The organism is Streptomyces sp. NPDC001594, from assembly GCF_042893675.1.
Lineage (GTDB): Bacteria > Actinomycetota > Actinomycetes > Streptomycetales > Streptomycetaceae > Streptomyces.
In genome coordinates this window covers 90,173-102,671 of the sequence record NZ_JBIAVB010000018.1, presented here as the reverse complement: position 1 = coordinate 102,671, position 12,499 = coordinate 90,173, and the positions used below count along the sequence as shown (strand labels likewise).

General features: G+C 71.4%; 15 protein-coding genes. 14 read left to right on the top strand and 1 reads right to left on the bottom strand.

What is annotated here, in order from left to right:
- The first annotated feature begins 40 nt into the window (after positions 1-40).
- The 10 genes from ACFY0O_RS30775 to ACFY0O_RS30730 all read left to right on the top strand — a co-directional run bounded on the left by ACFY0O_RS30775 (position 41) and on the right by ACFY0O_RS30730 (position 7,436).
- On the top strand, positions 41-511 hold the full coding sequence (locus ACFY0O_RS30775) for a transcriptional regulator (protein WP_388952671.1): 471 nt from the start codon (positions 41-43) through the stop codon (positions 509-511).
- A 90-nt stretch (positions 512-601) separates the two neighbouring features.
- Positions 602-871, top strand: a complete 270-nt coding sequence (locus ACFY0O_RS30770) for a DUF6284 family protein (protein WP_388952668.1) — start codon at positions 602-604, stop codon at positions 869-871.
- Positions 868-1,194, top strand: a complete 327-nt coding sequence (locus ACFY0O_RS30765; RefSeq protein ID WP_388952665.1) for a DUF6303 family protein — start codon at positions 868-870, stop codon at positions 1,192-1,194. The genes ACFY0O_RS30770 and ACFY0O_RS30765 overlap by 4 nt, the downstream gene beginning before the upstream one ends.
- Positions 1,191-1,469, top strand: coding sequence for a DUF6303 family protein (locus tag ACFY0O_RS30760; protein WP_388952662.1), 279 nt, complete (start codon positions 1,191-1,193; stop codon positions 1,467-1,469). Before ACFY0O_RS30765 ends, ACFY0O_RS30760 begins: the two co-directional genes overlap by 4 nt.
- Positions 1,466-2,314: a hypothetical protein gene (locus ACFY0O_RS30755; RefSeq protein WP_388952659.1), complete on the top strand. Its 849-nt coding sequence runs from the start codon at positions 1,466-1,468 to the stop codon at positions 2,312-2,314. Before ACFY0O_RS30760 ends, ACFY0O_RS30755 begins: the two co-directional genes overlap by 4 nt.
- Positions 2,311-2,667: an RRQRL motif-containing zinc-binding protein gene (locus ACFY0O_RS30750; RefSeq protein WP_388952656.1), complete on the top strand. Its 357-nt coding sequence runs from the start codon at positions 2,311-2,313 to the stop codon at positions 2,665-2,667. Before ACFY0O_RS30755 ends, ACFY0O_RS30750 begins: the two co-directional genes overlap by 4 nt.
- Positions 2,664-2,888 carry a hypothetical protein gene (locus ACFY0O_RS30745; protein ID WP_385875787.1) on the top strand — a complete coding sequence of 75 codons (225 nt, stop codon included), beginning with the start codon at positions 2,664-2,666 and terminating at the stop codon, positions 2,886-2,888. Before ACFY0O_RS30750 ends, ACFY0O_RS30745 begins: the two co-directional genes overlap by 4 nt.
- A gap of 78 nt (positions 2,889-2,966) precedes the next feature.
- Positions 2,967-4,628 carry a hypothetical protein gene (locus tag ACFY0O_RS30740; RefSeq protein WP_388952653.1) on the top strand — a complete coding sequence of 554 codons (1,662 nt, stop codon included), beginning with the start codon at positions 2,967-2,969 and terminating at the stop codon, positions 4,626-4,628.
- On the top strand, positions 4,628-6,751 hold the full coding sequence (locus tag ACFY0O_RS30735) for a hypothetical protein (protein WP_388952650.1): 2,124 nt from the start codon (positions 4,628-4,630) through the stop codon (positions 6,749-6,751). Before ACFY0O_RS30740 ends, ACFY0O_RS30735 begins: the two co-directional genes overlap by 1 nt.
- A 268-nt stretch (positions 6,752-7,019) precedes the next feature.
- Complete coding sequence (locus ACFY0O_RS30730; RefSeq protein WP_388952829.1) at positions 7,020-7,436, top strand: hypothetical protein; 417 nt, start codon at positions 7,020-7,022, stop codon at positions 7,434-7,436.
- A gap of 102 nt (positions 7,437-7,538) precedes the next feature.
- Here ACFY0O_RS30730 and ACFY0O_RS30725 read toward each other — a convergent pair whose 3' ends face one another.
- The gene (locus ACFY0O_RS30725) at positions 7,539-8,459 is read right to left on the bottom strand and encodes an HNH endonuclease (protein WP_388952647.1); all 921 of its coding nucleotides are present in this window, start codon (positions 8,457-8,459) and stop codon (positions 7,539-7,541) included.
- A 121-nt stretch (positions 8,460-8,580) separates the two neighbouring features.
- On the opposite strand from ACFY0O_RS30725, the gene ACFY0O_RS30720 reads away from it, so the two are divergent.
- The 4 genes from ACFY0O_RS30720 to ACFY0O_RS30705 all read left to right on the top strand — a co-directional run bounded on the left by ACFY0O_RS30720 (position 8,581) and on the right by ACFY0O_RS30705 (position 12,338).
- Positions 8,581-9,648: a phosphoadenosine phosphosulfate reductase family protein gene (locus ACFY0O_RS30720; RefSeq protein ID WP_388952645.1), complete on the top strand. Its 1,068-nt coding sequence runs from the start codon at positions 8,581-8,583 to the stop codon at positions 9,646-9,648.
- An 83-nt stretch (positions 9,649-9,731) separates the two neighbouring features.
- Positions 9,732-10,667: a bifunctional DNA primase/polymerase gene (locus tag ACFY0O_RS30715; protein ID WP_388952642.1), complete on the top strand. Its 936-nt coding sequence runs from the start codon at positions 9,732-9,734 to the stop codon at positions 10,665-10,667.
- A gap of 224 nt (positions 10,668-10,891) precedes the next feature.
- Positions 10,892-11,137 (top strand): hypothetical protein, encoded by a 246-nt coding sequence (locus ACFY0O_RS30710; RefSeq protein WP_388952639.1) that lies wholly within the window; start codon positions 10,892-10,894, stop codon positions 11,135-11,137.
- Positions 11,085-12,338 (top strand): DUF3631 domain-containing protein, encoded by a 1,254-nt coding sequence (locus tag ACFY0O_RS30705; RefSeq protein ID WP_388952636.1) that lies wholly within the window; start codon positions 11,085-11,087, stop codon positions 12,336-12,338. The genes ACFY0O_RS30710 and ACFY0O_RS30705 overlap by 53 nt, the downstream gene beginning before the upstream one ends.
- Positions 12,339-12,499: the final 161 nt, after the last annotated feature.

Here is a 12,499-nt window from a genome sequence, read left to right as displayed (position 1 = left end):
CTCCGCCTCGCCTCTTCGACCGTTCCCGTCTGGAGTCCTCGTGCACGCTTCCGTCTTCGCCGCTGTCTTCGTCGCCCTGTACGTCGCTCACAGCGTGGGTGACCACTGGGTGCAGACCTCCCGGCAGTCCGCCGATAAGGGCAAGCCCGGTTGGACCGGTCGCCTCGCCGACACCCGGCACGTCGCCAGCCTGACCGCCACGAAGCTGGTCGTCCTCCTGCCGGTCGCCCTGCTGCTGGACCTGCGCCTGTCGCTGGCCGGCCTGTCGGCCGGACTCGGCGTCGACGCGGTGACCCACTGGTGGGCGGACCGCCGCTCCACCCTGGCTCGCCTCGCCAAGGCCTGCGGGAACGGCGAGTTCTACGGCCTCGGCGCCGCGGCTCACCCCCTCCACCCGGTCACGGCCGAGGGCAAGCCCGCCGCCCACCTGGGAACCGGGGCCTACGCCCTGGACCAGGCCTTCCACCACCTGTGGCTGCTGGTCGCCGCGCTGATCATCGCCACCGTCTGAACCCGCTTTCCCGCCTCAACGGCGTGCGGCCCCGGTGCTGGAACACCGGGGCCGCTTCGAGCCGCCTACCTGCTAGGGAGAACACGACTCATGAAGCACATCGCCGCACGTCAGAAGCCCGTTACCAGCCTTCCGGCGGACCTGGAGCCCACGGACGCGGAGCTGAACGCGATCGAGACCGAGATGCCCCTGGTCCTGGCCGAGGTCGAGCTGCTGGACGCGCTGATCGCCCAGCTCGACCAGACGCCGAACGCGTTCGACGCCCGCCGGATCCGCCGGGCCCGCAACCGGGTCCTGGACGCCCGCCGGGACCTGGCCAACCGCGCCGCCGGCCTGACGGTTTCGGGGGACGCGGCATGAACAAGCAGATCTTCCGCGCGCAGCTGTCGCTGCGCTGCTGCGGCGCCGGTCTCCCGGAGGTGACGGTCGGCTCGTGCTGGCAGGTGTACGTGGCCAGGACGGGTCTGGTCTGCGAGTGGCCCGCCTTCACGTGGCCGGCGTCGGCCGAGATTCCGACGATCGCCGAGCGTAGCGCCGCCCTGGCCGACCTCGGGTTCGCGCTCGCCGAGGACGCCGAGTGGGAGTGGATGGAGATCACCAGCCCGGAGTACCACCGGCACCCGGTGCGGGTTCTCTTCCTGGGCTCGGTCAAGGTCCGGCAGCTGGACGGCGGTGCGGCATGAGGTACAGCGCGCGCCTGACTAACTCCTGCTTCTGGGAGTGGGAGATCTACGTCGTCACCGGCGGCCCGGCTGACGAGTGGCCGGCGTGCGACTTCCGCCGCAGCCGCCCGATTCCCACGCTCGCCGAGCGGACCGCCGCGCTGGCCGACCTCGGATACGAGGCCGCCAACGGCGCCGGGTGGGAGTGGATGGAGATCGACAACGGCGACACGGGCGCTGTGCTCCTGATCGCCTCGCTCGATGTCCGCCGGATCACCCCGGGGGAGGAGGAGTGACGGCGCGCCCGCCTCTGGAGCAGATCACGGCCCTTGAGGGGATGCTGTCGAAGCTGACGAAGGTCCTGGTGGCCGTCGCGGTGGTGGCGCTGGTCTTCACCGCGTCGAACGTGACGCTCTTCGCCATCGACCACCACGTCTCCCCGTGGATCGCCTGGCTCCTCGACCCGATGGTCGCGGTGGCGCTCGGGACGGTCCTCATCTTCGACGGGCGTCTGTCCGAGTACGGGCTCTCGCCGTCCGGGTGGGCCGCCGCGCTGCGGTGGTTCACCGGGCTGGGCACGTGGGTGATGAACTGCTGGACCTCGCTGTGGCCGGCGGGTTCCACCTTCGGGATCCCCCGCGAGGTGGACCCGGCCGGGCTCGTCCTCCACTCCGTCCCCCCGGTCCTCCTGATCGTCCTCGCCGAAGCAATCAACCACTACCGGCACCAGATCCTCGCCAAGACCGCCGCCCTCCGGGCCCTGGTGGACGGCACGGTGGACGAGGTGGAACCCACCCCTGTCTCTCCCTCTTCCACCCCTGCGTCCGCCCCGGCCGTGGAGGACGCTCCGACCGAGCCCGCAACGGGGCCGCAGCAGCGGACTCCGCTGGTCATCTGCGGTGACCGCCAGGTGTTCCACCCGCACATCCCCCGCGCGTCCACCCCCGTCCACCGGGCGGAGCTGGAGCCCGTACGGCTGTCGGCCGCAGAGGCCGCGAACGTGATCCGCGCCTGCTGGGTGCAAGGCAAATCCCTCCCTGAGGCGGCCCGGCTTTCCACCCGTTCCACCTCCTACGTCCACAAGATCTACCAGCGCCTCGCCGAGACCCATGAGGCCCTTCCCGCCGGGGTGGGTGGATGACCGCCCTGCCTGTCTACCGGTGGCGCCTTGCACCGGACGGGCTCGCCACCCGCCGTCAGCTCCGTGCCGCCGGGCTCCGGCCCGGGGGCCAGGACGTCGTCGCACAGGTCGAGCGGCCCCGCGGCAAGCGGGGGCCGCTGGTCGCTTTCCTCTACCGGCTCGACCTCGCCAAGCCCGTCCGCCCCATGACCCCGGCACGCCAGGCGGCGCTCACCAAGGCCAACGCCGCCCGCCGCCGGTGCCCGGCCTGCTACCGGGATGCCGGGTACGTGATCCCGGCCTCGCTCGGCACCTGCGTGCCCTGCCACGACACCCCGCCCAGTACGCCCTCTGACCTTCAGGAGTCCGCGTGACCAGCCCGATCAACGCTCCGCAGCAGGGATCGCACCACTGGATCCTCACCCTCGAAATGCCCGGCAAGCAGGTCCTTACGGACTCCGGAACGGTGAACCCGCCCGCCGGGGCGACCCGCTACGACATGTACCTGGCGATCCGGGAGCACACCGTGTCCGGGTACCCGGAGCTGTCCCGCGCCAATTGCGTCTTCTTCTCGCTGGAGCCCAACCAGCTCTGAGCCCTCCGCCAGCAGGGCCCGGCCGCCCACCTCCTACAGCGTCGGCCGGGCCCTCTCTCCTGAAGGAGCACGTTCAGCATGACCGAGACCGTCATCGAACCGCAGGCCCCTCCCGAAGAAACCACCCCCGCCCCGTCCCAGCAGGCCGAGAGCAACCCCTCTGCGGCGCGAAAGGAGGTGGAGCACACGCCGGGCGGGTTCCCGGTCGTGCCGCTCGCCTTCTCCGGGGTCAACTCGGCGGCCGGGCTGGTCGCGACGGCCGCTCTGGCCGGGGGACCGGCCGGCGCCGCCATCGCGATGACCGGCGCCGCCGCCCTCGCTGCCGTCGCCGCACGCCAGCACGCCAAGACCACCAAGCCCAGTAAGGACAAGCCCAGTTCCAAGGCCAGTCCCCGTGAACCCCGCAGCGCTGGTCAGACGGGGGCCGGGCGGCGTGGGGGTGGCCTCTTGGGCCGCGTCCCTTCTCAGCCCGGCGCCGCTTCCCGCACCGGCCGGGTCACCGGATCTAGCGCCCGCTCCGGGACCGCCCCGGCCGGCGGGCAGGCCCGCCACCGCGCCGGGGCTCCAGCTGCGGGAAAGGCCGGCGCCAGCCGCTCCGTCAACTCGAAGGCACCTGCGGGCAAGGGCACCTCGTCGGCCCAGGGCAGGACTGGGCGGGCTCTGGGTGGGCTGGCCGGGGGGCGTGCGGGGCAGGTCCGTGACCTGCGGGCGCAGGCCCGTACGGATTCGCCGACCCGGGCCGCGCAGCGTGCGGCCAGCACGCAGGCCCGCAGGCAGGTCGCGGACTCCCGCCGGGCGGCGAGGGCCGCAGACCGGGCCGCATCCACCCCCGCCAAGCCCAAGGGTGCGGCCGCGCGGACACTCGCCAAGGGCATGTCCAAGGCCGTCGCCGTCCGCGACAAAGCCGTCCAGGCCAGCCGGAAGGCACTGGACCGCAGTGCGGGCCGGACCATCGAGGCCGGTCGGGACGCGGTGCGGGAAGCAGCGGTTCGCAAGCGGGCCGCGCAGCTCAAGGCACCCGCCCAGAAAGCCGCCCGCAAGGCCCTGATGCGCTCAGCCGCCCGCTTCCACGCCCGCCGGGCTCTGGGCGCCGTCATCGGCGGTGCGGCCGGGCTGCTGGGGATGGTCACGACCCCGCTGGGCCGCAAGCTCGGCTGGTCCTGGCTGATGAACCCCGGACGGCGCCTCTACTCCTTCCTCGTCGGCCGCGCCCGCGCCGTGCGTGAGGCGCGGGACGAGGAGATCCGCGCCCAGCTCGAGGCAGATGAGGAAGCCGCCGACGAGCGGGCGGCGGCTGAGCAGGAAGCCGCCGAGCCGATCGGGGACCGCGTCGAGCGGCCCACCACGCACGTTCCCGCACCTCCCACCCCCGAAGGAGCACAGCAGATGTCGAACGTGTCCGGGTTCAGGTTCGAGGAGCTGGCGGCCGAGATGGAGCAGGCCGCGCAGTCCTACGAGCCGGAGAACTGCATGGAGATCCTGGCCATGCTGGAGGGCCTGCCGGAGGCGCTGCAGGCGATCGCGAACATCCTGCGGATCCTCGCCGAGCGCTCCGACTCGGAGTTCCCGTTCGAGAAGGTCGTCGCGGACATGCTCGGTGACCTCTTCCAGATGTTCACCAACACCGTGGACTACACCGAGCAGCTCGGTCCGGTCTTCCGGGAGGCGCACGAGGCGGACATCGCCCGTCACGAGGACCCCCGCAACGGCTATGACGCTGAGAAGGGCTGGAACGTCTGATGGCCACCAAGACCAAGACCAGCCCGGTCACGCACAACGGGCTGGCGCTGGACTGGGCCGCCGGCCATGGGCCCGTCACTGGCGCGCTGTCCGCGACCACCGGCGCGTACGCGCTGGCCACCGTCGGCACCCTCGCCCACATGCCGCCCAGCTGGGCGCTGGCCGTCGGCGCCGCCGGAGCCATCGGCCACACCGCCACCGGCCTGCGGCAGAAGCTCGCCGCCCGCACCATCTCCTCGCGCGCCGCCTCCTGGCTCCTCGGGTCGGGCTGGACCACGTGGGCGCTGGCCGCCGGCCCCCTGACCTGGACGTCTCTGGGCTCGTTGGCGGTGCTGGGGGTGGGGATCGGGGCGTCCGCCCGCGCCACCGGCCTCTACGAGGAGGCCCGCGAGCTGGAGGCCCTGGCCGCCGCCGAACGGCAGGTCGCCCGCGAACTGTCGGCGGAGCGGCGGGCGGTCGCCGCGGAGTGGGTGGACCGCATCCAGCGGGTCTGCGGCATCACCATCCGCGTCCTGGCGGTGGAGATGTGGCCGACCGGGACCGGCTTCACCATCGACGCCGAACTCCCCTCCGGCGGCACTACCTACGACCGGATCGCCAAGGAGAACTCCCGCCTGTCGGCGGACGCGCGGCTCCCGCACGGCTGCACCGCGGCTGCGTCCCCGGGGGTCGACCAGGGCCGGGTGCTGATCGACGTCACTACCAAGAACGTCCTCGCCGACACCGTCGCCTACCCCGACGACTACAGCCCCCTGTCGATCCACACCGGCATCCCGTGGGGCTACCGCACCAACGCCGAGGAGATCCTCACCTTCCTCCGCGAGCAGTGCGCCCTCGTCGTCGGCCCCACCGGCTCCGGCAAGACCAACCTGGTCCACGTCATCCTGGCCGGGTTCGCCCGCGCCGTTGACGTGCTGGTCTGGGTCATCGACCTCAACGCCGGATCCGCCGGCCTGCCGTGGGTGCGTCCCGCGATGGAGGACCCCGAGGTGCGGCCGGGGGTCGACTGGTTGGCTGCCTCCTACGAGGAGGCCAACCTGATGCTGGACGCGGCCCTGCGGGTCGGGCTCCACCGCAAGAAGGCCTACCAGGACCTCATGGCCAAGGCCAACACCGACCTCCTGCCGATCAGCGCACAGATCCCTCAGATCATGCTGGTTGTGGATGAGGGCGCGGAGATCCTGGTCAGCAACGAGCCGGAGAAGAAGAAGCTCGCCAAGAAGATCCTCGAAGTCATCCGGATGCTTCGCGCGATGGGCATCCGCACAGTCCTGACAGCGCTCGGCGCCACCGGCTCCGTGCTCGGGAACCTGATGATCCGCCGCGAGGCCAAGACCCGCGTCGCCCTGACCGGCGGTGAGACCGAGGGCATGGACCTGAGCAAGCTGTTCCCTGGCGCCCGGGGGCTGAAGGTGGAGCAGGCCCCGCACAAGGGCACCGGCTTCATGGGCACCCCCGAATCCCCGGTCGGCCTGTTCGGGACGTGGCGGATCCTGCCCAACCAGATCAGGGAGATCACCCTGGTCACCTCCGAACGGCACCCCGCCCTCGACGTCATCTCCGCCCAGGCCGCAGGCCCCGACTACGCCGCCCGGTGGGAGCACGCCCGAACCGCGTGGATGACCGACCACCAGCCCACCACCACCGACCCGGAGCCCGGGGCGGGCGTCCCGGCCGCGCCGGCTGGACGGGGCGGGGGACTGAACCTCTCCGCCCACCGCAACACCGCCCCGGCGTCGGCGGCCGGTCCGGATGAGGACGCGCTCGCGGCGGAGTTCCGGCGGCAGATCGACGCCGAGTTCGCCACCGCCCCCGAGCCCGGCCAGGGTCCGGCGGTGGAGCCGGAGCGGCCGGCGCGGCCGGGGCTGAACCTGTCCGCGCACCGCGCCGAGGACAACGCCGCCCAGCAGGCCGCCCTCACCATCCTGATCGCGGCCGGGCCCGAGGGCACCGGAGCATCCGCGATCGCCCGGGAGCTGGAGCGCTACGGCACCACCCGACAGACCGTCGCCGGATGGCTCAAGACCTGGGCCGAGGAGGGGGAGGCGGTCCGGATCGGGAGCGGCACCAAGACCCGCTACGTCCACCGCCAGCACGCCCCCCAGACGCCCCCCGAGGGCTGAACTTGTCGCTTGTCGCCCCCACCTGAAAGAGCCCCTCCCCGGGGCTCCAGGGGCTTGGAAACGCGCTCTGACCTGGGAGGCGGCAAGCGACAAGACAAGCGACAAGACAAGACAAGCGACAAGCCGGACGACAAGCAGCCCCGGGCCCGCCCCCACCGCCAAAGGGGCGGGCCCGCGTCCATTCGGGAGGCCCGTCGTGCATGAGCACACGCGCCCGCACACCGCCCACACCGCCCGCTACGGCGACCCCGTCTACTACCCCACCACCATCCAGCCGCCCACGATCCTCCCCGGCGAACTCCCCCCGGGCGTGGAGATGGTCACTCTCCCCGGCGGCTACCGCACCCTCGCCTACACCCAACCCACTCCTGTCCCGCCGCCCGTACCGGCCGCCCGGCCGATCCCCACGTGGGCCAAGACCACAGCCCTCCTCGCCCCGACCCTCGGCGCCGGGATCGCCGCCGCCGGGTACGGGATCTCCTGCGCCATCCCGGGACTGATCGCCGTGACCGACGCCCTCTGGGCCGCCGTCGCCCTCATCGCCACCGGAGCCCTCGCGCCCCTCGCCCTCAAAGTCACACGGCGGCCCAGCCGCAGGCAGGCAGGGCCGGTGCAGCACATCACGCAGAACATCACCGCCACCGGCCTGTTCGGAAAGGCCACCGGCACCATCCATCACCGCTGAAGGAGACCGTCAGAGCATGCTCGGCGACCGGATCGCCGACGAGGCGGAGCGGCTGACCGACTTCGCCACCGACCACACCGGCACTAGCCACAGCTTCCTGCTTTAGGGCTGGCGGTGCATGTTCCAGTGCTGCTGGAGCCACTTGCGCTGCTTGGGGATCAGGCCCGTAACGGTGATCGGCTGCTGGTGGAGGGCGGCGTACAGCGGGTAGGTCGCCATCTCGGGTGCGACGTCGAGCGTGAGGGTGGTCGGGTTGACCGCGATCACTCCGAGGTCGAACAGGCGGTGGAGGTCGCGGCGCAGGAGCAGGCCGCCGCCGTTGTGGTCGCCGGTCTTGGCGTAGCTGTAGAGGTGGGCGGCTTCGAGGACGGCTGCGGGGGTGGGTCCGGTGAAGGCGCAGTTTTCGCCGTAGGTGTCCAGGAGCTGCTTGCGGAAACTGGCCTGGCCCTTGCGGACGCGGACGGTGGCGGTGGTGTGGCCGCCGGCGATGGCCTTCTCGGTCGTCTCGACCACGCCCAGGGGGCCGCTCTGGCCCTTGTTCTTCATGGCTGCCTGGACGAGGTCCCACTTCAGGCGGCGAAAGCTGTTCTGGGCCTTGGGGTGGACGCACAGCTGCCGCAGCTCGTCGCCCGAGAGGACGCCTTCCATGCTGACCCAGCCGGCCGCGTAGGTGCCGCGGTAGGTGGTGACCTGCTTGGTCTCCTTGATCGGGACATCGAACATGTGCTTGCAGTCCGCGCAGCGGAACACCGGCAGCTTCGTCTTGCGCGGGTTGACCTCGGTGTCGTTGCAGTTCGGGCACCGGTGGATGGTCTTCACCGCCTGGCCCGTGGTGACCTCCTCGACCACGGACATGCCCAGCAGGGTCTGGCCGTTCCACATCACGATGATGTCGCCCTTGGCCACGGTTGCGTGGTGGTTGACCGTGCTGTCCCAGCTGTAGTGCTCGCCCAGCACGTCGTCGTAGAGCTCGCCTGACCGAGCCCGGTCCGCGCCGGTCAGCAACGCCAGCCACGCCGTCATCTGCACCCTCCCCGTTTCGCCGCCCCGCTCGGGGCGAGCAGGGCATGCCGCCTCCCAACGTATCGGGCCCCACTGACAAGCCCGTTCCTCATCCCTGCGTGATCACCTCTGTGAGGTTCATGTGAGTAGTCGCAGCACACGGCCGGCCGCGGACATGTTCCCCGGCATGGTCGACCGGCTGGAGAAGACCCCGCCGAAGTCCGACAGCTACGAGGCGCGGACGCTGGACGAAGCCATCGCCCACTCCCACGCCATCCTCGACCGGGTCCTGGCCGCCTTCCCCGTCGTCGCCACCATCGGCCTGTTCTCCGGCGGCAACGACTCCGTCATCGTCAACCACCTCTTTCGCACCCGCGTCAATGCCATCGCCCACGTCAACACCGGCACCGGCATCCGCCAGACCACCCAGCACGTCCGCGACGTCACCGCCGCATGGGGCCTGCCCCTGCACGAACTCCACCCCAAGCACACCTACCGCGACCTCGTCCTTGGGCAGGTGCTCTCCACCCGCGGCAACAACATCGGCCGCCCCGTTTGGAAGGGCTTCCCCGGCCCGGCCGGCCACAGCGTCATGTACCGCCGGCTCAAGGACGAACCCCTCCAGCGGCTACGCGCCCAACTCCTCGGTCCTCGAAGCCGGCGCCGCAACCTCGTCTACCTCTCCGGCATGCGCTGGGCTGAGACCAGCCGGCGCTTTCGCAACGCCGAGGAAGTTGACCGGGAAGGCTCCCTGATCTGGGTCTGCCCGATCGTGCACTGGACCGACGCCCACATGCGCGAATACCGGGCCCGGCACCGCTGCGAGCTCCCGCACCAGCATAAGGAGCACCGTCTGTGCACCCCGGGCGCCCTCCCGCTCAACGAGGTCACCGCCCACCTGCACATGTCCGGCGAGTGCCTGTGCGGCGCCTTCGCCAAGCCCGGCGAGCTCGATGAAGTCGGCTTCTTCTACCCCGACGCTGCCCAAGCCCTGCGGGAGCTGGAACGCGAAGCCGAAGCTGCGGGGCTGTCCGCCTGCGCCTGGGGTCAACGTCCGCCCACTGCCCGCGGCACGACTGCTTCCCCCGGCCGGCTGTGCTCCAAGTGCACCGTGTCTGACGGTCAGACCGACCTCCTCGAGCAGTGGCGCGAAGCCGGCCTCATCAGCACCAGCCAGTACGACACCTTCACCCGCACCGCCGCCGCCTGAACAGCACGAAAGAGCGGCCCCGTCTCGCCAAAGTCCGGGGCCGCCCTCATCCAGCTCCACTCACAGATCTGGAGGCATCCAGCATGACCCAACCCACCACCGTCCCGCGAGAGGCCCAGCCGCATCTGTTGAAGGCGGCCCTCGCCGCCGTCGACCGAGGCTGGCCGGTGATCCCTCTGCGGCCCGGCTCCAAGGTGTCCGCCCTGCACGGCGAGACCCGCTGCCCCGGCACTGGTGACTGCGCGGGCGGACACGCCAAGCCTGAGCAGCGGGCCACCACCGACCCCGTCCGGATCCGCGCCGCCTGGGCCAGCACCCCGTTCAACATTGGGCTGACCACCGGCCCGGCCGGGCTGGTGGTCATCGACCTCGACCCGCCCAAGCCCGCAGACCCGCCCGGAACCCTCAGCGGCTCCGACATCTTCGCCGCCCTGGCCCGGGTGACCGGCGAGCAGGTGCCGCACACCTACACGGTGACGACCCCGTCTGGCGGGCTGCACCTCTACTTCGCCGCCCCGGCCGGGGTCGTGATGCGGTCCACGCAGGACATCCTGGGGCGGCACATCGACACCCGGGCCTGGGGTGGATACGTCGTCGCCCCCGGCAGCATCACCCCCACCGGCACCTACACCGTCACCGACGACCGCCCCGTAGCTCCGCTCCCGGGCTGGGTGCACGCCAAGCTCACCGAACCGCCCCGCATCAAGGCCAGCCCGATCTACCCCCTCGTCGGCAGGCCTGCCGGGCGCCGCGCCGCCTACGCCTCCGCCGCCCTGCGCAACGAAGAGGCGAACGTCGCGGGCGCCCCCGACGGAACCCGGAACAAGGTGCTCGTTCGAGCCGCGCGGGCTCTGGGTCGGCTGGTCGCGTCCGGCGACCTTGACCGGATGGTGGTGGAGGAGGCTCTTAGCCGGGGGGCGGAAGCGGCCGGCTTGAAGCCCTACGAGTACCGCTCCGCCCTCACCAGCGCTCTCAACTGGTCCATCCGCAACAACCCCGCCGCCCGGCGGACGGCATGAGCGCCCGCGAACACCCTCCGGCTAACAGCCCTCCCTCCACACCTGCCGGGACCCGCCCCGCCGAACCGGCCTTGGCCATGGACAACATTGGGGCGTCGAAGGTCGTCGCCGAAGGCGTCCTTTCATCCCTTAGGCGCTCTGACCAGTTCGACCGTGCTGCCGGGCCCCGAGATCTGGATGACCCGACGCCGGAGCAGCCGGGGATCCGGATCTACGCCGCGCCCGTGTACCGCCACCACTACGACGGCGCCCGCTGGTCCAAGCGCTACGCCGACACCCCCACCGCCACCTACGCCTGCCGCTGCGGCCACACCGGCACCGCCACCGGCCAGCACGCCGTGGCCGCCCTGGTCGCCGAGTACGACCAGCACCGAGACCTCTGCCCCCTGCACAACTCCCAGGAAGGGAAAGCCGCTGATGAGCGACTCGACCACGACCGCCATGCCCATCGACGGGGCCGCGCTGCTTGACGAGGTCGAGCGCTTCCACCGCCGCTTCAACATCTTCCCGCTCGAATCCGCCTACGTGGCCGTCGTCCTCTGGGACGCACACGCGCACCTGCTCGACTCCTTCGACGCCACCCCGCGGATCGCGTTCCTCTCTCCGGAGCCCGGGTCTGGCAAGAGCCGCGCGTTGGACGTGATCGAGACCCTGGTCCCGAACTCCATGGCGGCGGTGGACGCCTCGCAGTCCGCCCTGTTCCGGTCCGTCGCAGGCATCGAGGGGGAACGGCCCACGATCCTCTTCGACGAGATCGACACGATCTTCGGCCCCAAGGCCGCAGGCGACGAGAACCTGCGCAAGTTCCTCAACGCCGGGCACACCCGGGGCCGGAAGATGTACCGGTGCGTGGGGGACGGCGCCAACCAGACCGTGGAGGGCTTCCCCGCCTACTGCGCGATCGCCCTCGCCGGTCTCGGCTCCCTCCCCGACACCGTCTTCACCCGCTCCGTCATCATCCGCATGCGCAAGAAGGCCCCCAACGAGTCCTGCGAGCCCTGGCGCGAGCGCATCCACAAGAAGCAGGGCAACGCCCTGCGCGACCGTCTCGCCGCCTGGGCCAACTCCGTCCGCAAGCAGGTCACCGACTCCTGGCCGACCATGCCCGACAGGATCACCGACCGGCCCGCCGACGTCTGGGAGCCCCTCCTCGCGGTCGCCGAAGCCGCGGGCGGCACCTGGCCGGAGCGGGCCCGCGCCGCCTGCCTCGAACTGGTCAACGCCGCGAAGGAGAACGACGCCTCCTCGCTAGGCATCCGACTCCTCACCGACCTGCGCGACCAGGTCTTCCGCGGCGAGGAGCGGATGCCGACCGCAGCCATCCTCGAATGCCTCCTGCGCATGGACGACGCCCCCTGGGCCGACATGGATGGCAAGCCGATCAACTCGCGGATGCTCTCCCAGATGCTCGGCCAGTACGTCACCGCCGCCAACAAGCCCATCAAGCCCCGAGGGATCCGCGTCGGCTCGGCCACCCCCAAGGGCTACTACGCCGAGGACCTCGCGGACGCCTGGGCCAGGTACTGCCCCCTCCACCCCCAGAAGTCCGCAACATCCGCCACAGCCGCCACACCGCAGGTCAGCGGGGGTGAATCTGTGGCGGAACCCCTCCCCGGCATCCGCCACATGTCCCACCAGGCCGCCACACGCCAGCCCGTCGGCACCCACTGAACCACCCCTGGATCGGTGCCGCTGCACCCCGCGTGTGGCGGCGCTGATCCGCCACAAAACCCGGATCCGCCACAAACGCGCGCCGCTGACCTGCGCTGTTGCGGTGTGGCGGCTGTTGCGGATCCCAGGAAGGCCAAGGCCCCCAAACCACCACGCAAAGG

What these genes read in the sequence shown, in the direction of transcription:
- ACFY0O_RS30770 (WP_388952668.1), top strand. Translation starts at nt 602, where the DNA reads ATGAAGCACATCGCCGCACGTCAGAAGCCCGTTACCAGCCTTCCGGCG.
- ACFY0O_RS30765 (WP_388952665.1), top strand. Translation starts at nt 868, where the DNA reads ATGAACAAGCAGATCTTCCGCGCGCAGCTGTCGCTGCGCTGCTGCGGC.
- ACFY0O_RS30760 (WP_388952662.1), top strand. Translation starts at nt 1,191, where the DNA reads ATGAGGTACAGCGCGCGCCTGACTAACTCCTGCTTCTGGGAGTGGGAG.
- ACFY0O_RS30750 (WP_388952656.1), top strand. Translation starts at nt 2,311, where the DNA reads ATGACCGCCCTGCCTGTCTACCGGTGGCGCCTTGCACCGGACGGGCTC.
- ACFY0O_RS30740 (WP_388952653.1), top strand. Translation starts at nt 2,967, where the DNA reads ATGACCGAGACCGTCATCGAACCGCAGGCCCCTCCCGAAGAAACCACC.
- ACFY0O_RS30735 (WP_388952650.1), top strand. Translation starts at nt 4,628, where the DNA reads ATGGCCACCAAGACCAAGACCAGCCCGGTCACGCACAACGGGCTGGCG.
- ACFY0O_RS30725 (WP_388952647.1), bottom strand. Translation starts at nt 8,459, where the DNA reads ATGACGGCGTGGCTGGCGTTGCTGACCGGCGCGGACCGGGCTCGGTCA.
- ACFY0O_RS30715 (WP_388952642.1), top strand. Translation starts at nt 9,732, where the DNA reads ATGACCCAACCCACCACCGTCCCGCGAGAGGCCCAGCCGCATCTGTTG.
- ACFY0O_RS30705 (WP_388952636.1), top strand. Translation starts at nt 11,085, where the DNA reads ATGAGCGACTCGACCACGACCGCCATGCCCATCGACGGGGCCGCGCTG.